Annotated in this window: 25 protein-coding genes and 1 pseudogene; 20 read left to right on the top strand and 6 right to left on the bottom strand. The window is 68.8% G+C overall.

Annotated elements, in window-relative coordinates; translation table 11 throughout:
- The 8 genes and pseudogenes from ACVNF4_RS17250 to ACVNF4_RS17285 form a co-directional block, all read left to right on the top strand.
- Positions 1–215: pseudogene (locus ACVNF4_RS17250) on the top strand (hypothetical protein); the annotation flags it as partial.
- A gap of 415 nt (positions 216–630) precedes the next feature.
- The gene (locus tag ACVNF4_RS17255; protein WP_461803705.1) at positions 631–1,362 is read left to right on the top strand and encodes an LmeA family phospholipid-binding protein; all 732 of its coding nucleotides are present in this window, start codon (positions 631–633) and stop codon (positions 1,360–1,362) included.
- Between the two features lie 191 nt (positions 1,363–1,553).
- Complete coding sequence (locus ACVNF4_RS17260) at positions 1,554–1,634, top strand: putative leader peptide (RefSeq protein WP_359277812.1); 81 nt, start codon at positions 1,554–1,556, stop codon at positions 1,632–1,634.
- A 118-nt stretch (positions 1,635–1,752) separates the two neighbouring features.
- On the top strand, positions 1,753–2,592 hold the full coding sequence (locus ACVNF4_RS17265; RefSeq protein ID WP_461803706.1) for a sulfurtransferase: 840 nt from the start codon (positions 1,753–1,755) through the stop codon (positions 2,590–2,592).
- An 80-nt stretch (positions 2,593–2,672) separates the two neighbouring features.
- Positions 2,673–2,960 carry a DUF1416 domain-containing protein gene (locus ACVNF4_RS17270; RefSeq protein WP_010351646.1) on the top strand — a complete coding sequence of 96 codons (288 nt, stop codon included), beginning with the start codon at positions 2,673–2,675 and terminating at the stop codon, positions 2,958–2,960.
- A 205-nt stretch (positions 2,961–3,165) separates the two neighbouring features.
- Positions 3,166–4,002, top strand: coding sequence for a hypothetical protein (locus tag ACVNF4_RS17275; protein WP_461803707.1), 837 nt, complete (start codon positions 3,166–3,168; stop codon positions 4,000–4,002).
- Positions 4,003–4,028: 26 nt separating this feature from the next.
- Entirely contained in the window at positions 4,029–4,289 is a 261-nt protein-coding gene (locus ACVNF4_RS17280; protein WP_461803708.1) for a DUF3099 domain-containing protein, read from the top strand.
- 344 nt (positions 4,290–4,633) lie between these two features.
- Positions 4,634–4,903, top strand: a complete 270-nt coding sequence (locus tag ACVNF4_RS17285; RefSeq protein ID WP_461803709.1) for a helix-turn-helix transcriptional regulator — start codon at positions 4,634–4,636, stop codon at positions 4,901–4,903.
- Positions 4,904–4,929: 26 nt separating this feature from the next.
- On the opposite strand, the gene ACVNF4_RS17290 is transcribed toward ACVNF4_RS17285, so the two are convergent.
- Both ACVNF4_RS17290 and ACVNF4_RS17295 read right to left on the bottom strand, forming a co-directional pair.
- On the bottom strand, positions 4,930–5,637 hold the full coding sequence (locus ACVNF4_RS17290) for a DUF4232 domain-containing protein (RefSeq protein WP_461803710.1): 708 nt from the start codon (positions 5,635–5,637) through the stop codon (positions 4,930–4,932).
- 108 nt (positions 5,638–5,745) lie between these two features.
- Positions 5,746–6,108, bottom strand: coding sequence for a DsrE family protein (locus tag ACVNF4_RS17295; RefSeq protein ID WP_461803711.1), 363 nt, complete (start codon positions 6,106–6,108; stop codon positions 5,746–5,748).
- Positions 6,109–6,397: 289 nt separating this feature from the next.
- On the opposite strand from ACVNF4_RS17295, the gene ACVNF4_RS17300 reads away from it, so the two are divergent.
- From ACVNF4_RS17300 to ygfZ, 3 genes are all read left to right on the top strand, one after another.
- Positions 6,398–6,973, top strand: coding sequence for a heme-binding beta-barrel domain-containing protein (locus tag ACVNF4_RS17300; protein WP_461803712.1), 576 nt, complete (start codon positions 6,398–6,400; stop codon positions 6,971–6,973).
- A gap of 16 nt (positions 6,974–6,989) precedes the next feature.
- Positions 6,990–7,436: a Fur family transcriptional regulator gene (locus ACVNF4_RS17305; protein WP_461803713.1), complete on the top strand. Its 447-nt coding sequence runs from the start codon at positions 6,990–6,992 to the stop codon at positions 7,434–7,436.
- Positions 7,437–7,536: 100 nt separating this feature from the next.
- A complete protein-coding gene (ygfZ, locus tag ACVNF4_RS17310; RefSeq protein ID WP_461803714.1) occupies positions 7,537–8,514 on the top strand; it encodes a CAF17-like 4Fe-4S cluster assembly/insertion protein YgfZ in 978 nt (325 codons plus the stop codon).
- 248 nt (positions 8,515–8,762) lie between these two features.
- On the opposite strand, the gene dtd is transcribed toward ygfZ, so the two are convergent.
- Positions 8,763–9,188, bottom strand: a complete 426-nt coding sequence (gene dtd, locus ACVNF4_RS17315) for a D-aminoacyl-tRNA deacylase (RefSeq protein WP_461803715.1) — start codon at positions 9,186–9,188, stop codon at positions 8,763–8,765.
- A 183-nt stretch (positions 9,189–9,371) separates the two neighbouring features.
- Between dtd and ACVNF4_RS17320 the strand changes: the two genes are divergently transcribed.
- The 3 genes from ACVNF4_RS17320 to ACVNF4_RS17330 all read left to right on the top strand — a co-directional run bounded on the left by ACVNF4_RS17320 (position 9,372) and on the right by ACVNF4_RS17330 (position 12,567).
- Positions 9,372–9,887 (top strand): RsiG family protein, encoded by a 516-nt coding sequence (locus ACVNF4_RS17320; protein ID WP_461803716.1) that lies wholly within the window; start codon positions 9,372–9,374, stop codon positions 9,885–9,887.
- Positions 9,888–9,941: 54 nt separating this feature from the next.
- Entirely contained in the window at positions 9,942–11,195 is a 1,254-nt protein-coding gene (locus ACVNF4_RS17325; RefSeq protein ID WP_461803717.1) for a GNAT family N-acetyltransferase, read from the top strand.
- Positions 11,196–11,643: 448 nt separating this feature from the next.
- The gene (locus ACVNF4_RS17330; RefSeq protein WP_461803718.1) at positions 11,644–12,567 is read left to right on the top strand and encodes a winged helix-turn-helix domain-containing protein; all 924 of its coding nucleotides are present in this window, start codon (positions 11,644–11,646) and stop codon (positions 12,565–12,567) included.
- On the opposite strand, the gene ACVNF4_RS17335 is transcribed toward ACVNF4_RS17330, so the two are convergent.
- Positions 12,557–12,736, bottom strand: coding sequence for a hypothetical protein (locus ACVNF4_RS17335; RefSeq protein WP_461803719.1), 180 nt, complete (start codon positions 12,734–12,736; stop codon positions 12,557–12,559). The genes ACVNF4_RS17330 and ACVNF4_RS17335 overlap by 11 nt on opposite strands.
- 179 nt (positions 12,737–12,915) lie before the next feature.
- On the opposite strand from ACVNF4_RS17335, the gene ACVNF4_RS17340 reads away from it, so the two are divergent.
- Both ACVNF4_RS17340 and ACVNF4_RS17345 read left to right on the top strand, forming a co-directional pair.
- Positions 12,916–13,791, top strand: coding sequence for a winged helix-turn-helix domain-containing protein (locus ACVNF4_RS17340; protein WP_461803720.1), 876 nt, complete (start codon positions 12,916–12,918; stop codon positions 13,789–13,791).
- Between the two features lie 29 nt (positions 13,792–13,820).
- On the top strand, positions 13,821–14,540 hold the full coding sequence (locus ACVNF4_RS17345) for an HAD family hydrolase (protein WP_461803727.1): 720 nt from the start codon (positions 13,821–13,823) through the stop codon (positions 14,538–14,540).
- Positions 14,541–14,581: 41 nt separating this feature from the next.
- Here ACVNF4_RS17345 and ACVNF4_RS17350 read toward each other — a convergent pair whose 3' ends face one another.
- Positions 14,582–14,764, bottom strand: coding sequence for a hypothetical protein (locus ACVNF4_RS17350; RefSeq protein WP_461803721.1), 183 nt, complete (start codon positions 14,762–14,764; stop codon positions 14,582–14,584).
- A gap of 174 nt (positions 14,765–14,938) precedes the next feature.
- Here ACVNF4_RS17350 and ACVNF4_RS17355 point away from each other — a divergent pair, with 174 nt between their 5' ends.
- From ACVNF4_RS17355 to ACVNF4_RS17365, 3 genes are all read left to right on the top strand, one after another.
- Positions 14,939–15,802, top strand: coding sequence for a winged helix-turn-helix domain-containing protein (locus tag ACVNF4_RS17355; RefSeq protein ID WP_461803722.1), 864 nt, complete (start codon positions 14,939–14,941; stop codon positions 15,800–15,802).
- Positions 15,803–15,958: 156 nt separating this feature from the next.
- Positions 15,959–18,115: a phosphotransferase gene (locus ACVNF4_RS17360; RefSeq protein ID WP_461803723.1), complete on the top strand. Its 2,157-nt coding sequence runs from the start codon at positions 15,959–15,961 to the stop codon at positions 18,113–18,115.
- A 104-nt stretch (positions 18,116–18,219) separates the two neighbouring features.
- Positions 18,220–18,849, top strand: coding sequence for a TetR family transcriptional regulator (locus tag ACVNF4_RS17365; protein WP_461803724.1), 630 nt, complete (start codon positions 18,220–18,222; stop codon positions 18,847–18,849).
- A gap of 204 nt (positions 18,850–19,053) precedes the next feature.
- Here the strand turns inward: ACVNF4_RS17365 and ACVNF4_RS17370 are convergent, their stop codons facing one another.
- Positions 19,054–19,725: a DUF4097 family beta strand repeat-containing protein gene (locus ACVNF4_RS17370; RefSeq protein WP_461803725.1), complete on the bottom strand. Its 672-nt coding sequence runs from the start codon at positions 19,723–19,725 to the stop codon at positions 19,054–19,056.
- Between the two features lie 236 nt (positions 19,726–19,961).
- Between ACVNF4_RS17370 and ACVNF4_RS17375 the strand changes: the two genes are divergently transcribed.
- Positions 19,962–20,241: helix-turn-helix domain-containing protein (locus tag ACVNF4_RS17375; RefSeq protein ID WP_461803726.1), on the top strand; the 280-nt coding region annotated here is incomplete at its 3' end.

Consider the following 20,241-nt stretch of genomic DNA (forward strand, 5'->3'; position numbering starts at 1 on the left):
CTGCGGCCGGCGCGGGCATCGCCGTCGGCGGCATGAACGGCGTCGGCACAGTGGGCGCCCTGGTCGGCGCGGGCGCCGCGGTGTGCGCCCTCATCGGCCACCGGGTGGCCAGCTACGACTACCCGTCGAAGTTCGTCCACTGCACAGCAGGCGTGGCCCTGCCACTGGCACTGGCCGCTCCGGCGGTGTACGTGCTGGGGCGGGTGGTGGGTTAGGCGCACGCGCGCGGGGCCGTTGGTCGAGGGCGGGCGGCGCGGCGAGTGGCGCTACGCGCGCGTGGCCGCAGTTGGGCGGAAGGAGTGGCCGTTTCCGTCTGTGGAGCCCGCCGCGCGGGTGGCCGTTCGTGGCGCCCGAACCACGCGTGCGGCGTCCCTCAGTCGGCCACACGCGCGCGTACCTGCCCGCATACGGCCCCCGCGCGGCAGCCCCCTCGGCGCTCGCACGCGCGTGTGCCCGTAGTCCGGATCGGCCGTGTCGGTCCAACCGCACCTCCACGCGCGCGTGCCCGCTCACTGTCACAACCGGTCGACAGTCCCCGGGAGACCCTCTGCCCAGCGGGTTACCTTGGGTGGCTGAAAGGACCAGGGCGCTTCAGGGCTCCGGTCGGTACTTACTGGGGGAACCACAACAATGCGCGGGCTTCGGATACTTCTGATCGTCGTGGTGGTACTGGGCGGGCTGTTCGTGCTCGCGGACCGGCTGGCGGTGAACTTCGCGGAGAGCGAGGCCGCCGACAAGCTGAAGGCGAACGAGGGGCTGACGGCCACGCCCGACGTCTCGATCAAGGGGTTCCCCTTCCTCACCCAGGCGCTCGGCGGGACGCTCGACGACGTCGAGGTCGGCATCAAGCAGTACGACGCGGCGACCGGGACGGGCACCGGGAAGATCCGGATCGACGACCTCAAGGCGAGCATGAAGGGCGTCGACTTCGACAGCAGCTTCAGCTCCGCGACGGCCTCCACCGCGAGCGGCACCGCCGCGATCTCGTACGCCGAACTCCTGAAGGCCGCGAAGTCCGAGCCGACGCGGATCATGCGAGGCGTCGAGGCCGAGGTCGTCGGGCTGTCCGACGGCGGCAACGGGAAGATCAAGGTCGACGTCGAGGCCACGACGCCCATCGGGAAGGTACCGGCGTCCGTGCTGAGCACGGTGACCGTCGAGGGCGACACCGTCCGCGTGCACGCCGACAACCTGCCCAGCTTCGGGGGTGTGGACGCCGCCGAGGGCGAGGTCCGCAAGATCACCGACTTCCAGCAGAAGATCGAGAACCTGCCGGGCGGGATCAAGCTGGACAAGGTGGTCGCGGTGGCGAGCGGCGTGGAGATCACGGTGAAGGGTTCGAACGTACGACTCGCGGGGTAGGGGGCGTACGGGTCTCCGTCCGAGGGGCGAGACAGAGGTGTCCGAACCGTAGATGTCCGGTCCCTCCGGAGTACTACGGGTAGGGCCCGTAGCCCTTCGGGACGTAGCGTCGTCTCGGAATCCGGACGATCGCATCTCGCCATACGACACACCGGTGACAGCGTGCCCGATCCGTCCCTACGATCGACAGCATGAAGCGTCAGGCGGATCTCACGAAGCGGCGGGCAGTCGACCTGTGCCGCGTCGCCGCCATGCTCTGTCGCGCTTCCTGAAGCTCCCGGAAGCCTTCCGCAGCCTTTTTCCGCCCTGCTCAGGGCCCGCGCGCCCGTCATACCGAGGTCGCGCCCTTCTTGCACACCCCCGCCGCAACTGCCCCGGAGGAGAACGAGCATGAGCCGCAGCGACGTCCTGGTCGACGCCGACTGGGTCGAGGCCAACCTCGACAACGCCGACATCGCGATCGTCGAGGTCGACGAGGACACCTCGGCCTACGAGAAGAACCACATCCGAAACGCCATCCGGATCGACTGGACGAAGGACCTCCAGGACCCGGTACGCCGTGACTTCGTCGACCAGGAGGGCTTCGAGAAGCTCCTGTCCGCGAAGGGCATCGCCAACGACACACTGGTGATTCTCTACGGCGGCAACAACAACTGGTTCGCGTCGTACGCCTACTGGTACTTCAAGCTGTACGGCCACGAGAACGTGAAGCTGCTCGACGGTGGCCGCAAGAAGTGGGAGCTGGACGCCCGCGAGCTGGTCGAGGAGGTGCCCGTCCGGGCGGCCACCGACTACAAGGCGAAGCCGCAGAACACCGCGATCCGCGCCTTCCGTGACGACGTCGTCGCCGCGATCGGCAACCAGAACCTGGTCGACGTCCGCTCGCCCGACGAGTTCTCCGGCAAGCTGCTCGCCCCCGCGCACCTGCCGCAGGAGCAGTCGCAGCGCCCCGGCCACGTGCCGTCCGCGCGCAACATCCCGTGGTCGAAGAACGCCAACGACGACGGCACCTTCAAGTCGGACGACGAGCTGAAGGAGCTGTACACCGAGGAGCAGGTCGACCTCGCGAAGGACACGATCGCGTACTGCCGGATCGGTGAGCGTTCCGCGCTGACCTGGTTCGTGCTGCACGAGCTGCTCGGTGTCGAGAACGTCAAGAACTACGACGGTTCCTGGACCGAGTACGGCAGCCTCGTCGGCGTCCCGATCGAGCTCGGCGCCGGCAAGTAGCCGTCCCGTAGTACTCAGGTACCCCCTACCTGATCCCTCTCCGCCCCTGCCCGACCGTTCAAGACCTCTGGAGTACAGCAATGTGTGGAGCGAAGGCCGGCGGCCCCGACGCCTCGACGATCAAGCCCGGTGAGACCACGATCCAGGGCCAGGTGACGCGTGACGGTGAGCCGGTGACCGGTTACGTCCGTCTCCTGGACTCGACCGGCGAGTTCACGGCGGAGGTCCCCACCTCCGCGACGGGCCAGTTCCGCTTCTACGCGGCCGAAGGCACCTGGACCGTCCGCGCCCTCGTCCCCGGCGCCACCGCCGACCGCACGGTCGTCGCCCAGCAGGGCGGGCTGGCGGAGGTCGCGATCGCGGTCTGAGCGACGTCTGACCCGTAGGGCCGTACCCGTAGTACTCGGGTACGGCCCTACGGGTTGTTCAGGGCCGTGTTGTTCAGGGCCATTTCCGAACTGGCTGTCACGGATCCGTGACAGGGAGCCGATAATTCCGGGGAACTGCGCGAATAACGTTGTTCTCGCAGGTCACAGGGGCCGCTTGACAACAGAAAAGCCGTCGGGAGTTTCCATGCGTATCGCGCTTCGCGCAGCTGTCGCCGTCCTCGCCATCGCGGGGGTAGGGGTCGGCACCATCACCACCGCCAGTGCCACCACCAAGGGCGAAGCGGCCAACTGCATCGGCACGGCCACCGTCGCGTCGGCGTACGGCGGGTTCAAGGTGAAGCTCGTCAACAGCGCCGACAGCGGTGCGTCGGCGACGCTCGTCGACAACAAGGGTGCCTTCGTGGCCCGCGTCGACCAGAGCAAGCCCTCGAACCCCTCCGCCGGCATCAGGATCAACGGGGTGCTGAGCGCGAAGCCGGTCTTCCAGCAGCGCAGCCAGGGCGGGTCGACGCCGTGGAAGTCCGTCGCGTTCCCGGCGCTGAGCGCGAGCTGCACGCAGAAGGGCAAGCTGGTGCGCACGCAGAAGCTCGACGCCCACCAGCGTGCGCAGATCTTCAGGGTCTCCGACCAGCACTACCAGGCCCGGGTCTTCAAGGACGACAAGCTCGTGTCCTTCGTCGACGCGAACGTCCGCTCCGGCGCGGCGGTCGTCGGCAACCGCACGTTCCTCCTCGACTCCTCCGGGCAGACCCTCACCTGGACCGGCGTCGCCGGGCCGAAGGCCAAGCCGGGCCGGTACAAGCTGGTCAACGACGCCAGGGTGAAGCTCGTCCACGACAGGAAGAAGGGGTACGGGGTCCAGGGCACCACCGTCCACGGCACCTTCCCCTACGCCTACGCCCCCGCACGACCCGTAGTACTCCAGGACGACGCCACGATCGTCGTCCTGACCAACAACGGAGCCCTCAGCAGCTACGTCTACGGCGAGAAGCAGAAGGCCCCGGTCTACCTGGGCGCCTAGTAGCTCCACGGGCCTACGCTGGAGGTATGTACGCACGGCGGCGGCACGTGTACTTCGCCATGATGGCCACCTGCATCGGCCTCTTCGTCCTCGCCTGGGGCGTGGTACGGATCTGGTCGATGCCGGTGGCCGTGGGCATGTGTGTGGTGGCCATGGTCATTCCCCCGCTCGCGGCGATCGTCGCGAACCGGAGAGGCCCCGACGACCGCTGGTGGGACGACCCTTCGGGCGACCCCAAGTCGGACGAGTGGTGGGACGAGCTGGACGGGAAGAAACGGCGCCCCTAGGGGGCGGGCCCGTAGAGGTCAGGCTCCTGGAGGCCGATGTGCCCGGGCGACCGTCAGCAGGAGAGGGGCCCGGGCGCCGAGAAGGGCGGCGAGGTCCGCGAGGGTCTCGGCGAAGGGTGGCTCCGGAGGGGTACCTCCCGGGGCGGACGACCGGACGAACCCACGGTCTGCTTCGTCGCCGACGGCGCCAAGAGGGTGAGGTCGGGGGAGCTGAGCGCTGTCGCCGGGCCCGGGGAGCTGTTGGTCGAACTTGAGGACTACGGGGAGTACGGGGGAGATGGGGGGCACGGGGGTGAGGAGCGTACGGGATGCCCGCGGGGTCTTGAGGGCCGGCCGCGGCGTCGATGCCTCCGCCCCTCTCCGACGCCGTCGCCCATATGAGCGCCGCCGGACTGCACCGGCACTTCAAGGCGGTCACGGGTATGACACCCCTGAGGTATCAGAAGCGGCTGCGGATGCAGGAGACGCGGCGGCTGGTGGGCGGGCAGGAGTCGCCGGCGCAGGTCGCGCCGGCGGTGGGGTACGTGAGTACCACCCAGTTCAGCCAGGAGTATCGGAGTGCCTACGGACTACCGCCCGGGCAGGACGCCGCGAGGCTGAGAGCGGGACGGTAGTCCGCAGGGGGTAGGGGATGTACGGGTCAGCTGCCCTGGCCCGCGCTCCCCACCGGGCCGACCTTGACCGGGGTGCCGCCGCCCTCGGTGACGGGGAGGGAGGCGCCACCCGGCCAGGCGAGGGAGACCGTCTTGGTGTCGTTCGGCGGGGTGACGAGGAGGCCGGTGATACGGACGCCGGAGCCGCCGGAGGTGTTCACGGGGTAGGAGATCGGGAAGTAGATCTCGGCGCCGTTCTTCAGGGTGACGTTGACGCTCTCCTGGCCGGTGCGCTTCGCGGAGATCGTGCCCGAGGTGGTCTTCAGGTCGACGCCCGCGTAACCGCCGATCGTGCAGGACTTGCCGCTGCGGTTCTTGAGGGTGACGACGACGGTGCCGTCCTTGTCGCCGGAGATGGTGCGGTCCGCCGCCGTGATCGTCAGGCCGTCGGTGGTGCAACGGGCGGTCTTGGACGTGGAGTTGGCGCCGGTCGCGCCGCCGGTGGCCTTGCCGGCGCCGTCCTTCGTGCCGCCGCCCGTCGTGGAGCCGCTCGCACCCGAACCGCCCGTCGTGGAGCCGGTGCCCGCCGAACCGCCCGTCGCCGTACCGCCGTTGGGGGTGGACACGGACGCCACCGGGGTGGTCGACGTGTCGTTGCCCGCCTTCGCCCGGCCGTCGTCGGAAGAGGAGCAGGCGGTGAGCGAGAGACCGGCGACGACGGCCACAGCGGCGAAGGTCAGCTTCTGAGCACGCATCGTTTTCTTCCTCAACTTCGGTATGGGTGAGCGTTGTTGACCAACAAGAGGTGCTCGCCCCGAAGCCCGTTGCCTCCGACATCCCTCTAAGACACGCCTGTTACGTGCTCAATACACGAGCGCCTGAACCCCGTCCGCCAGTGCCTCCTGCACGAACACCTGTGCACCGGCGATCCGGACCCCGTCGATCACGTCCTTCTCCGTGATGTCCCGGCGTGCAGCGCACTGCGTGCACAGCGTGACCTTGCCGGTGGAGAGGATCGTGTCGAGGAGGTCCGGGAGGGGGGCCGCGTGCGGCAGCTCGAACTCCGCCGCCCGGCCCGGGAGGGCGAACCACGCGGACTCGCCGGTGAGCCACAAGGACACGTCCACCCCGCTGGCCACCGCCACCGAGGCCACGGTGAAAGCCTGGGAGCAGCGTTCGGGGGCGTCGGCGCCCGCGGTCACCTTGATCACTAGCTTCTTGGACATGCCGTGAAGCGTAGTGCCGGGGCAGGCTGTCGCCGTGGCCCTTACGGGGGAGGGCGTCTACGGGGGCGTCCCCTAGGGGTGCTGGCCCGATGAGTGGGGGCGACCCCGGCGGCGTAAGCTGGGGTCCGGCCTTGTGTACCTGAATCGCGCCTCTAGGAGCACCCCGTGCTTGAAGTCTTCTTCGAAGCTCTCCTCGTCCTGGTCTGCGTCGGCGTGCTCGCGTTCGCCGGGCTGACCGTGAAGAAGCTGTACCAGGGCCAGCGCTGACCCCGTACGACCAGGAAGCCTGATGATCGAGATCCCGTCCGACCTGCACAAGGACCTTCTGCCGCTCGCCTTCCTGCTCGGCCAGTGGGCCGGCGCCGGCGTGCACGACTTCCCCGGCTCGGAGAAGTGCAACTTCGGTCAGGAGGTCAGCTTCACCCAGGACGGGCGCGACTTCCTGGAGTACACCTCTCATACCTGGGTACTGGACAACGACGGCAACAAGGTCCGCCCCCTGGAGTCCGAGCACGGCTTCTGGCGGATCGACGCCGAACGCAAGGTCGAGGTCACGATGGTCCGTGACGACGGCGTCGTCGAGGTCTGGTACGGCGAGCTGGCCGACAAGAAGCCCCAGATCGACCTGGTGACCGACGCCGTCGCCCGCACCGCGGCGTCTGCCCCTTACACCGGTGGCAAGAGGTTGTACGGGTACGTCAAGAGCGACCTCATGTGGGTCGGCGAGAAGCAGACCCCCGAGGTGGAGCTGCGCCCCTACATGTCCGCCCACCTCAAGAAGGTCGTCACCCCCGAAGAGGTGGCCCGCTGGGCGAAGGCGCTCCCGCAGGACATGCCGGACGACGGGATCGCTTTCTTCAAGTAGTCCTAGACTCTTCAGTGTGGTGAGCACCGACTGGAAGAGCGACCTCAGGCAGCGTGGGTATCGGCTGACGCCGCAGCGGCAGCTTGTGTTGGAAGCCGTGGACACGCTGGAGCATGCGACCCCCGACGACATCCTCGTGGAAGTGAGGAAGACGGCGTCGGGGGTCAACATTTCCACGGTCTACCGGACGCTGGAGCTGCTGGAGGAGCTGGGGCTGGTCAGCCACGCGCACCTCGGGCACGGGGCGCCGACCTACCACCTCGCCGACCGGCACCATCATCTGCACCTCGTGTGCCGGGACTGTGACCGGGTGATCGAGGCGGATGTCGCGGTGGCCTCGGAGTTCACGGACGCCCTGCGGGAGCGGTTCGGGTTCGAGACCGACATGAAGCACTTCGCGATCTTCGGCCGCTGCAAGGAGTGCACGGCCGCGCGGGCGGACCAGGACCAGGACCAGGACTAGAGAGCCAGGACCAGAGAACCAGGGTCCGGTCCCGCTGGAGTACTACGGGGCGGGGCCGCGAATGTGTAAGGGTCAATTACCGCGTCGTAGGGTTGTGGGTATGAAGAGTCCCTTGCTGTCCTTGCCCGGCGCCGTGTCCGCCGAAGGTGTGGACGACGGTGTCGCCGCCCACTACGGGGAGCTGTTCCGGGAGCAACGGGCTCTCGCCGACGGGCGGGGGTTCGTCGACCTGTCGCACCGGGGAGTCGTCACCGTCAGTGGGGACGACCGGCTGGCCTGGCTGCATCTGCTGCTCACCCAGCATGTCAGCGAGCTGCCGGCCGGTGTCGCCACCGAGGCGCTGATCCTCTCCGCCAACGGGCACATCGAGCACGCGCTGTACCTCGTTGACGACGGGGAGACCGTGTGGGCGCATGTCGAGCCCGGGGCCCAGGAGGCGCTGATCGCCTACCTGGAGTCCATGAAGTTCTTCTACCGGGTCGAGGTCGCCGACCGGACCGAGGACTACGCTGTCGTCCACCTCCCGGCCGGGTCCGTCGTCGAGGCGCCTGGCTCCGCGGTCGTACGGGAGGTCCCCTACGGGCGGGACCTGTTCCTGCCCCGGGGGGAGCTGGAGGAGTTCGCCGCCGAGGTCGGGGACGCCGCCGGGCTCCTCGCCTACGAGGCGCTGCGCGTGGAGCAGCACCGGCCCCGGGTCGGGTTCGAGACCGATCACCGGACCATCCCGCACGAACTGGGGTGGATCGGGAGCGCCGTCCATCTCCAGAAGGGGTGCTACCGGGGGCAGGAGACCGTGGCCCGGGTGCAGAACCTCGGCAAGCCGCCTCGCCGGCTCGTCTTCCTGCACCTCGACGGCAGCGAGGTGCAGTTGCCGGGGCGCGGGGCCGAGGTGCGGGTCGCGTCCGCGGGGGACGAGGGGCGGAAGATCGGGTTCGTGACGACGGCTGCCCGGCACCATGAACTCGGGCCCATCGCACTGGCGTTGGTGAAGCGGAACGTGCCGGTGGACGCGGGGTTGGTGGTCGACGGCACGGCTGCGGGGACGGCTGCGGCTCAGGAAGTCGTCGTCGAGCCCTAGTTGTTGTCGTGTGGGGGTTCCGGCCCGGCCGGTCGGGAACTGGGGTGGAAGCTGGTCCAGTTCGGCGAGTCGGGCGGGCTCGGGGGCGTACCGGAGTCTCTGCGGGGACAGTTGGGTCAGGTCATGGCGGACGCGTGCGCTGTGCTGGGGGACCGCATGAGGAGACGGTGACGGCGTTCACCCGGGAGAGGTAGGGGGAGCCTCAGGGTCGTACGGGTCCCCCCGAGGCTTACGGGGGCCGGCAGGCGTCAGATCTCGATCAGCACCGTGAACGGCCCGTCGTTCGTCAGGGTCACCCTCATCTGTGCTCCGAAGCGGCCCGTGGTCACCGTTGCCCCCAGCGCACGCAGTTCCGATACGACGGCGTCGACGAGGGGTTCGGCGACGCTGCCGGGGGCGGCGGCGTTCCAGGTGGGGCGGCGGCCCTTGCGGGCGTCGCCGTAGAGGGTGAACTGGCTGATCACCAGGAGCGGGGCGGCGATGTCGCTGCACGACTTCTCGTCGGCCAGCATGCGAAGGGACCAGAGTTTCCTGGCCAGTTGGGCGGCCTTCTCCTTCGTGTCGTCGTGGGTCACGCCCACCAGGACGCACAGGCCCTCGCCCTCGAACGCGCCGACCGTCTCGCCCTCGACGACCACGCTCGCGCCGTCCGCTCTCTGCACCACAGCTCGCATGTGCCCATCATGCCGGGGGCCGGGGAGGGGGACGAAAGTGGGGGTGTGGGGGCGAAAGTGGGGGCCGAAAGCCCCCATCTGGGGCCGTTCGGGGGCACTCGGTCACATAGCGGCCACTTGGGGTGGCACCATGCTTCCCACACGCCCGGTCGAGGGGACGGTCGAGGGGACGGTTTGAGGCGGATGAGCACACTCAGTACATCGGGTACGCGGTACGAGGAGTACGACCTGTCCCGGCTCAGCCTGGCCGAGCTGCGTGATCTGCGCAGGGACGCGCTGCGGGACGAGGCGGATCTCAGTTACGTGCGCAGGCTGTTGCAGGGACGGATCGACATCCTGCGGGCGGAGTTGGCCTGTCGGGGTACCGCTGTGGTGGGGGGTGTCGTGGAGCGGCTCTCCGAGATCCTCGCGGACGGGCCGGCGCGGTACCGGTCGTCCGCCCGGCACGTGACCCTTAGTACCCCTCAGGGTGAGGAGTACCGGAAGCTGGCCGCCGAGATGCTGGGGGAGGTGGAGCTGTCGGACCTGGCGGCTCGTACCGACGGGGAGCTGAGTGAGGCGATGGGGAGACTTGAGAGCTACGAGCAGGAGGTCTCGCGGCGGCGGCAGGCGTTGCAGCGGGCGGCCGACGAGTGCGGGGGCGAGATCACCCGGAGGTATCGGGAGGGTGAGGCCCAGGTGGACGATCTGCTGGTCTGAGAGGCGGGGGGCAATTGACTGGAGGCAGGGGGCGGGGCGTGTTTAGCGTGGGGCATGGACAACGAACCCATTGACATCCGTCTGATCCGCGACGACGAGCGGCTCGCCTGGCTGCGGGCGCTCAGGACCGGCTTCCTCCAGGTCTCGACGGTCTCCGAGGAGCAGGTGGCGGGACGCCGGGTCGCGGATGCGGAGTCGAGGGTCTACGGGGCGTTCGAGGGTCAGCGGGTCGTGGGTACGTACCGGTCGTTCCCGCAGGAGCTGACGGTGCCGGGTGGGGGCGTGGTCGCCGCGAACGCGATCTCCAACGTCGCCGTGCTGCCCACGCACCGGCGGCGGGGGGTGCTGACGCGGGTGATGCGGGAGGATCTCACCGCCGCCAAGGAGCGGGGGGACGTCGCCGCGACGCTGATCGCCGCCGAGTACCCGATCTACGGGAGGTACGGGTTCGGGCCCGCCACCTCCGTCGCCGAGTGGAGCGTCGACGCGACCCGTACGGGTCTCGACCCCCGGTGGGCCGCGCCCGAGTGCGGGGGCCGGGTGGAGGTGGTGGAGCCGGAGGACGTGCGGAAGGCGGGTCCCGAGCTGCACGAGCGGGTGCGGCGGGGGCAGCCGGGCGCGGTGAGTCGTACTCAGGCATGGTGGGACACCGCGACCGGAGTACTACGGGTCTATGAGGGTGAGCGGCCGATGCCGGCGTTCGTGGCGTACCGGTCGCCGGCCGGGGAGATCGAGGGGCTGGCGGCGTACTCCGTGGACGACGCGTGGAGCGGGGGCGGGCAGGCTGCCAACACGCTGACCGTGAAGTGGCTGATCGGGACGTCCCCGGCGGCGCAGCGCGCGCTGTGGCACTTCCTGTGCTCGATCGACTGGGTCGCCACCGTCGAGACGGGCTGGCGGGGCCCCGACGATCTGCTTCCCCGGCTGCTCCCGGACCCCCGCGCCGCGCGCGTCAAGATGCTCTCGGACTGGCTGTGGGTGCGGCTCCTGGACGTCGGACGTGCTCTGGAGGCGCGTGCGTACGACGCTGAGGGCGAGCTGGTCCTGGAGGTGGACGACGCCGCAGGACTGGCCGGGGGCCGGTTCCTGCTGGAGGCGTCGCCGAAGGGGGCGTCCTGCACCCCGAGCACCCGGAGCGCCGACCTCGCGCTGGACGTGTCCGACCTCGCGTCGCTGTGGCTCGGCGACGAGTCGGTGGCGCGGTTGGCGGCGCTGGGCCGGGTGCGGGAGGTACGAGCGGGCGCCGTGCGTGAGGCCGGCGCCCTGCTGCGTACGTCCGGGCGGCCATGGTGCCCGGACATGTTCTGAGTCGAGTCCCCCAGGGGTCGGCCCCTAAGGGAGGTGCCCCTTAGGGGGCGGCCCCTGCGAAGCGGGACTGGGTTCGCTCCTGGTTCGCTCCTCTCCGCTCACTGGTCGTCCTGAGGTCGTACTTCTGAAGGTCGTACTTCTGAAGGTCGTACTTCTGACGGTGCAACTCGTCCGTAGCTGTCGCTGTGAAGTTGTGGCTGTGCTCGCGATGTTCTGTTGTGGCTGTGCGGTGGTGCCTCGTATGCGGTTGTGGCTGTGCGTCCGCGGCCAGGGCCGCCGTATCTGCGGGCTCCCGGCTCCCCTCCGGAAGGGAGCCCGACCAACCATCTGAAAGTTTGACCATGTTGACCATGTCCGGTGAAGTTGGCAGCCAACTTCACTGTACTTATGTCCGCTTGGAAGCGTCTCATAACCATCTCTCGGGGAACTGCCTAAAGATGGCGGGAAGTTGTACTGTTTTGACGTGGAGCCGGAACCCGCCTCCGTCAATGGACGGAAAAGGCCGCATCGGCCACAGAAGTCACACCGCGAGGTGGCCGACGAACTGCGCACCCGGATCAGGACCGGAGTGCTGCGGCCCGGTGAACGCATGCCCACACAGGCCCGGTTGGCCGACGAGTTCGGGGTGGAGCGGGGCGCTGTACGGCAGGCCCTGCGCATCCTCCAGGCGGAACACCTGCTCACCAACATGACCAAGGGAGCACCGGCAACTGTCGCTGTTGACCTGGGAGTTGGCTTCCAGGTGAGCGGCCCGACAGCCCCGCCGCAGCCGACGACCGTGGCGCTCGCGCCGCGCATCGCAGAGGCGTTCGAGGCCGAACACGTCCGGATCGACGCGCTCTGCCTGACCGCCGTCTCCCTCACACTTGCCATGGGCGAACCCCTCCGGCACATCCACGCGGGGCGAATGAATCCGGCCAAGGTCGAGGTGCGGGTGCTGCTGCCGTCCCGCGACATCCCGCTCGCCTTCCCCGCCCCGCTGGACAGTTCGGCGTCCGGGCGGCTGCGGGAACACTGGCTGCTGCACCGCAACGCGCAGGGGCAGGTCCTCAAGCACAACCTCCTCGCGCTGCGCCAGACGCACGGCATCGACGTCCAAGTCGACTTCCGTGCACTGCCGTTCACCCCGCCGGTCAAGCTGTACCTGCTCAACGACGACGAAGCCCTGTTCGCCTACTACACGTTGCGCCGACGCGAGCAGCTGATCAACGACGAGCGCGTGGAGACGTACGACGCCGAGGGCACGCAGTCGATGCTGTTCGCGTTCGGCCGGGGGGCCGGATCGCGGGACACGATGTTCGTGGAGCAGTCCCGGCTGTGGTTCGACGCGCTGTGGGGGACGATCAGTTCGAGGCTTCAGCTCACGAGCTGACGGCCGGACCGGCCAGCAGGGCGACCAGCATGACGGCGCCTATCGACGTCAGGGCCGGGATGTCGGCCTTGATCCCGACGCTGATCAGCAGCATGGCGACGGCGCCTGCGGTGCCGTATCTCCACTGGACCGCCTGTTCGAGGGCGGCGGTGACGAGGGCGACGGGCATGGGGATCCCCCTTCCTTGGCAAGGAACTTCCGCGATGTGCGGTCGATGGATATGCCAGCGGTCTGCCAACTTGGCTAAGTTGGCAACCAACTCTATTAGAGTTGTCCCCACTTGGCTCCAACCCTCAAACAAGTTGTCGGCAACTGCCTTAAGATGGATCAGAGTTGTAGCGTGCGACCGTGACGACGCAGGGGAAGGTGGCAGTGGACGCCGACAGAAGGCTCTCGCCCCAGGAGATCGCCGACAGTCTGCGTGAGCGGATCAGGGTCGGCGATCTCAAGGCCGGCGACCGCCTCCCCACCCAGGCCGAACTGGCCGACGAGTTCGGGGTCGAGCGAGGGGCCGTCCGGCAGGCCCTGCGGTCCCTTCAGGAGGACGGGCTGCTCACCAACGTCAGCAAGGGGAGCCCGCCGCGGATCGCGGAGGCGACGGGGGGCGTCGTCGGCGAGCCCCAGCCGACGATGGTCGCGCTCGCGCCCCGGCTGGTCGAAGCGTTCCAGGCGTCCCACGTCCGCATCGACGCGGCCTGCCTCACCAACGAGAGCCTCATTCCCGCGCTCGGCGAACCCCTGCGCCTCATCCATGCCGGCGTGCTGCGCCCCGAGCGCATCGACGTCCGCATCATGCTGCCGTCCAGCAAGATCAACCTCGCGTTCCCCGTCCAGGCGGGCGACGTCGAGGACGCGGACCCGGTCCACGAGCGGTGGCTGGCGATGCGCAACGCCCAAGGGAACGTGCTCCGTTACAACCTCCAGGCCCTGCGCTCCCACGGCGTCGACGTCCATATCTCGTTCCGCGCACTGCCGTTCACCCCGCCGGTCAAGCTGTACCTCTTCAACGGCGAGGAAGCGCTGATGGCTTACTACACCGTCGGCCGCCACGAAGAGCCCACCGACGCCGGCGTCCTCGACATGTGGGACGTGCGCGGGACCGAGTCCCTCCTCTTCTCCTTCGAGAAGCGTTCCGGGCAGCGCGACGCCGCGTTCGTCGAGGAGTCCCAGCGCTGGTTCGACGCCCTCTGGGAAACCATCACGACAGACCTGACACTTTCTTAGTGACTTCTGAGGCGGAACAGACGGATCGGATGGCCTTTGACGGCGATCAAGTGACCGAGAACGTCGGGGAGTTGATCGGTCGTGTCCGGGTCGTGCTCTGGGATTTCGACGGGCCCGTGTGCGGGCTGTTCGCGGGGCATCCGGCGGATCGGGTGGCGGCCGGGCTGGTGAAGCGGCTCGATCAACGAGGGCTGCGGGATCTGCTGAGCGAGGAGGAACGGCTCAGCCTCGACCCGCATTTCGTCCTGCGTGCCGTGGACCGCCGGCGGCCCGGCAGCGATCTGGTGGCCGAACTCGAAGAGTGGCTCACAGAAGAGGAGTTGACCGCCGCGGTGTCGGCGCGGCCGACGCCGTACGCCGATCCGTTGATCCGTACGTGGGTGGCGGTCGGCGCCCGGATGGCGATCACCACCAACAACTCGCCCCGGGTGGTGGGGAGATACCTCACGAGCCGGGGGCTGACCGGGTGTTTCGCCCCGCACATCTATGGCCGCACCGGTGATCTCCAGCTCCTCAAACCCGACCCGTACTGCCTCAACAGAGCGCTGCGGGCGATGGGTTCGGCGCCCGCGGACGCCCTGATGATCGGTGACACACCCTCCGACCTGGAGGCCGCCCGGCAGGCCGGGGTGCCGTTCCTCGGGTACGCGCGCAACGAGTCCAAGGAGGAGTTGTTGCGGGGGGAGGGGGCGGAGGCGGTGGTCTCTTCGCTGGAGCCGGTGTTGGAGGCGGTGCGGAAACGGGCGTAAGCGGTTACGGAAACCGGCGTGGGCCGTTGAGGCCGCTTCTGTCACGCCTGGGTCATGAGTACCGCCAGCGTCACTGCGGCACCTACTGCGAGCCCGCTGTGGTGGGCTCGCAGCCCGACGCCCAGGCAGAACAACAGGAAGACACCGAGCGGGCCCAGCCTCGCCTGGGCCAGGAGGCCGAGGGTGAAGCTGAGGGATTCCGTCAGCGTGGACAACAGGAGCATGTTCGTTCACCTCCAGACAACTCCTGGTGGAGTCTGCAACTTGCAGTCCAATTGGACTGGTTGACTTGAGGTGGTCTTTCCCTGGTAGGGAGATCCCTTAACGGGCAGTCCAGTTGGCCGGGTGATTTGACTGGAAGTGGTTTGGCGTGGGGGTCGTGGCGGTACGGTCGAAGGGTGGGCGCGCAACAGATCGGCGAGGGTGGCGGCAGGGAGTTCCAGCGGGTCGCCGATGAACTGCGCGCGCGGATCTCCGGAGGGGCGTACCCCGTGGGTGCGTTCCTGCCGTCCCAGCGGGAGTTGGCGGAGGAGTTCGAAGTCTCCCGGGACACGGTCCAGCGCGTGCTGCGGGACTTGGCGGGAGAAGGGTGGGTGCAGACCCGGCAAGGCAGTGGGACGCGGGTCGTGAAGACCATGCTGATCAGGTCGGGGGACCCGGCGAGGTCGCGGCAGGTCTCGCTGGGGCCGTTGCTGGCTGAGGCGTTCGAGCGGTCCGATGTCGCCCTGGACGTATACACGTTGACGTCCGAGACGCTCAGCGCGCACTTCCTGCTTCAGGCGGAGCGCATATTCAGCAGACAGATCTCCCCCCGGAGCGTCCGGGTCCGGATGCTGCTGCCCGCAGGGAACCGTCCGCTGCCGTATCCGAGCGTCGTGGCGGACGGGAACGATCCGCGCCTGTGGGATCGGCTGGACGACATCACGCGGCAGCACATCACGTCTCTGGAGCGGATGTTCGCGGAGATGAAGGTTCGAAAGGCGGTGGAAGATGTCGAGTTGCACATCAAACGGACCTCCCTCTTCCCGGCGTCCAAGCTGTATCTGCTCAACGGCAGCCAGGCGTTGATGGGTCCGTACGAGGTGATCGAGCGTCCGATCGTCCTGGACACAGGAGACGAGGTTCAGGCGCTCGACGTCCTCGGCCTCGGCGCCACGCTCATGCACTTCGTGAAGGACGACGACCCCAACTCGGTCGGTACGGTCTTCGTCGACAGCTGGCAGTCGTGGTTCAACTCCGTGTGGGATCTGCTGGCCGAGTGAAAGCCCTGTCCCACAGGTTGGCTACCATGCCCGCACCGTCCAGTGGCCGCGCTGTCGAACAGGCAGGCACCCAGGAGTGGTGAACACCCCGTCACCACTGTGTCGTTAGCCAGTTCACCGTGCTTGTCCACCAGCGTGAATCCATCGGAGCGGTCAGTGATCGAGCCCAGCGCCGCCTTGTCGTCGTTCGTCGAGGACGCCAAGAACAAGGCGCCGGTCGCCAGCGGCCATCACAACGACAACTTCGTGTACGAGCTGACGGAGATCCCCGCGAGGATCCTCGGCCAGGAGCCCGGTACGACCGTGCTGGTGCGGGTGCGGCGGCGAGACGCGCTGCCGGTGGTGATCCGCACCTGGGAGGACGAGGGCGCGGTCCTCAAGGCCGTCCGCCCGCACCTCCCGCACGCGCCGACCTGTCTGCTGCGCGCCGAACACTTCAGCATCCACAGCTATGTGAAGGGTGTGCCGCTCTCCACCGTCTGCGGCAACGGAAAGCCCGTGGACAGCCGCCTTGTCACGGCGTTGACCGGGCTGCTCGCCCAGATGACCCGGGTGCGGAGGTCGGAGCTGCCGGCGCTGCCGAGCCGATGGGTCGCGCACAGTTCCGACAGTCAGGTGTTCCTCAAGACCCTGGCGAGAGAGGCGGATCGGCAGGTCAGGACACCCAACTGGCCTGCATTCGGAGGTCTGTTCGGATCGCTGGGTGTTCCCGAGGACGCCCTGACCCGCTTCGCCGAACGAGTCCCCGCGATGGCCCGGCGGCCGTACAACCTGCTGCACACCGACCTGCACAGGGAGAACCTGATCCTCCCGTACGCCTCGGAGGACGGCGGACTGGTCAGCGTGGACTGGGAACTGGCCTCGTTCGGGGACCCGTTGCAGGATCTGGCGACGCATCTCGTGCGGATGAAGTACCCGGCGCACCAGTGGGACGAGGTGATCGGCTCCTGGGAGTCGGCGATGCGGAGGGCGCGGCCCACGGCGGTGACCGGGTTCGATGCGGACCTGCGCCACTACTTGGACTTCGAGCGGGCGCAGTCCCTGTACCCGGACGTGATGCGCGCCGCGCGTCGACTGGAGAAATCGTTCACGCAACGCGATCTGGACCAGGCGACGATGGAGGTCGAACGGGCCCTCCAGGCCGCCGAACGGCCGCTCAGGCTACGGTCGTTGCCAGGACGTGCGGAGATCGAACGGGCGCTGTTCCGCTGGCATGCGGCCCGGCAGGGCGGTGAGGTCAGCGGCCGGGACTGGCTGGCGAAGGCGTTCGACTGGCGGCTCGACACCGAAAAGGTGCCGCTCACACCGGAGTTCGGAAAGGAACAGGTGAAGGCCGTGCTCCTCGCGGAGGGCGCGGCCGGGGCGGACCGGGTGTTCAAGGGCGCCTCGCACCTCAACACCGTCGTCGAGGTGCCCGGCATCGGCTTCCCGGTCGTCGTACGGCGCGAACTGCCCGACGTACGGCGGCGGGAGCGTCGTCCGCTGTACGAACACGCCGTGCTGCGGGCGATCCACGCGTCGCGGGCGCCGGTGCGGGCGCCCAGGGCACTGGCGTTGGGGGAGAGTTACCGCGACGACCCGTTCGCGATCCACACGTACGCGGGGCCCGAGCCGGAGCGGGTCCCCCGGCATCCGGTGGACGGGCTGCGGCCGTACGAGGCGGACGCGCTCGTGGACCAGTTGTGCGCGCTGACGGAGGTGGACTGGAGGTCCCTGGACCCGAAGGCCGAACACCGGGATTTCTACGGGCAGTCGGTCGAGTTCCTGGTCGATCTGGTCGCCGAACTGCCCGAGGGGACGGTCCAGTTGGCCAGGGAAGCGGGCCTTCCCGACGCCCGCCGGCTCGACGGGTTGCTGCGGCGCCACCGAGTGACCTGGCGCCGACCCTCCCTCCTGCACGGCGACCTCAACCCCTGGAACCTCGTCCGCCGTCAGGACTCCGCCGAATTCACCCTCATCGACTGGGAGTTGGCGTTGGTCGGGGACCCGCTGTACGACCTGGTCCGGCACATGCACCTGACGCCGACGAAACAGGCCATCAGGGAGCGGATGTTCCAGCGCTGGGAGAAGCGGCTGGGGGCGGAGCGGGTCGCGGGGTGGGAGAACGACTGGCTGGTGTACCGGTGGCTGGAGGTCGTGCGGTCGGCGTACATCGACCTGGACCGGCTGGTGAGCAGGGAGGCGCTGGAGGCGCCCAACGTGCGGCGGGCGGTGGACTCGTACGGGCAGACGCTGAAGGCGGCGCTGGAGGTGCTGGGGCTGCCGGTGCCGCGGGCGGCGAATCCGTACCTGGGGCTGGCTCTCACGGGGTAGGGGCTCTCGTACTTATGGGGTAGGGGCTCATGGGCTGGGGTTGGGGCCGGGGCGCGCGTTCACACCTGGGGTCCGGTTCGCGTACCCGTGCGTAGGCTCGTCCCATGAACGAGAGCGGTTTGCGGGAGCGCAAGAAGCAGCGGATGTACCAGGACGTGTCGGACATCGCCGTGCGGATGTTCATCGACCGGGGTTTCGACGAGGTGTCCGTGGCGGAGGTGGCCGCGGCGGCGGAGATCTCCAAGCCGACGCTGTTCCGGTACTTCCCGGCGAAGGAGGACCTCGTCCTGCACCGGCTCGCGGACCACGAGCGGGAGGCGGCGGACGTGGTGTCCGCCGGGCGCGCGCAGGGCGTCATGCCGGTGGAGGCGCTGCGCCGGCACTTCCTGGCGGGACTGGAGGCCGAGGACCCGGTCACGGGGCTCAACGACCATCCGGGCGTACGCGCTTACTACGCGTTGCTGTACGGGACTCCGGCGCTCGTCGCGCGGCTGTACGGGTTCCTGGAGCGCTCCGAGGACGCGCTCACCGACGCCCTCGGCGGCGGTTTCGCGGCGCGGCTCGCCGCCGGGCAGATCATCGCAGTCCGCCGGATCCTCGCGCTGGAGAACTGGCGGCGGATCGCGGAGGGGGAGTCGGTGGAGGAGGTGCGCGTGTGGGCGGTGGAGGCGGCCGAGCGGGCGTTCCGGGTGCTGGAGGGGGCGGTGGCGGAGCTGTTCGAGTGGGACGAGTGAGGGGAGTTCGGGCACGGTGCGCCCAACGGGCGGCGCCCGTCGACCTGTTGTCGGGGTGCGCCGCCCGGAGATGAACGGCCCTTCCAAGGCGCCTGCTTGGAGTCCTGCCGGGGTGAACGGCTGGTACTCGGCGGCTGGTTGGAACCAGCCTCGGCATGCCGTGCGGGGTCGTCGGGGCTGTCGGGACAGTCGGGGCCGTCGGGGTCAGAGGCTGCGGGCGGTGATGTCGCCCTGGGAGGTGGTCGCGGTGATGGTGACCATCGAAGTTCCGTCGTTCTTAAGGGAGTTGGATACGCGGCCGTGAGAGGTGCCGGCGTCGAGCGAGGCGCTCGTGCCGTTCGCGACGGCGACCTCGATGTCGCCCTGTTGGGTGGTGAGGGTGAGGGCGCCGCGGACCGCCTCGGCGACGCGGATCGCGCCGCGCTGGGTGCTGAGTTCGGCGGGGCCGGTGAGCCGTCCGACGATGATGTCGCCGTCGTGGGAGGCGAGTTGGGCGCCGGCCGCCTCGTCGAGCTTGACTTCGCGGTAGCCGCCCTCAAGGGTGACGTCCCCGAAGCGGCCGACGCCCCGGAACTCGGCGGCGCCCGCCTTGGCCCGGACGTGGGAACCGGCGGGGAGCTGGACGGTGACCTCCACGGAGCCCTGCCCGCCGAGGAGTTGGGACTTCGGCGCCGGGCTCTCGATCCGCAGGACGCCCGCGGCGGCGTCGTACACCGCCGTGGTCTGCTCTGCCGTCTTCACGTCGCGGTTCTTGCCGGCGTCGGCGGGGCGGATCTCGACGGTGGTGTCGGCGCGGTCGGCGGCGATGAGCTGGACGCGGCCGGCGGGGAGGGTGATGACGGCGGTGATCTGGGTGGCGGTGGCGAACTTCTGCATGGTGTCCCTGTCCTTCGGGTCGCTCGTATCAATGTTTCCGATGCGGGAAAAGCTACGTTGCGTTGACTTATCTGGCAACGTATTCGTTGCGACGGAGTGGCGTATATGCAGGCCAGAGCGGGGAAATCGTTGCAACGGGCTTTAGTTTCAATGCAACGATTGATGAAGCTTTCGTTGCAATGGATTGAATGTGAACGCTATGGTGAGGGTCTTGAAGGTTCACGAAGGAGGCGGCGGTGCCGGGAGGCAGGCTCAGTCAGCAGGAGCGGCAGCAGATCGCGTCGGGGTTGGCCGACGGGCTGGCCTATGCGGAGATCGCCCGGCGGCTCGACCGGCCGACCTCCACGGTCACGCGCGAGGTCATGCGCAACGGCGGGCCGGTCGGGTACCGGGCCGATCTCGCGCACCGGGCCACCGAGAATCGCGAGATCGGTCGGGTACCGGGCCGATCTCGCGCACCGGGCCACCGAGAATCGCGCGCACCGGCGGAAGAGGGCGGCGGCGCGTGCGGGCGGG

This window comes from Streptomyces sp. S6, assembly GCF_054880855.1.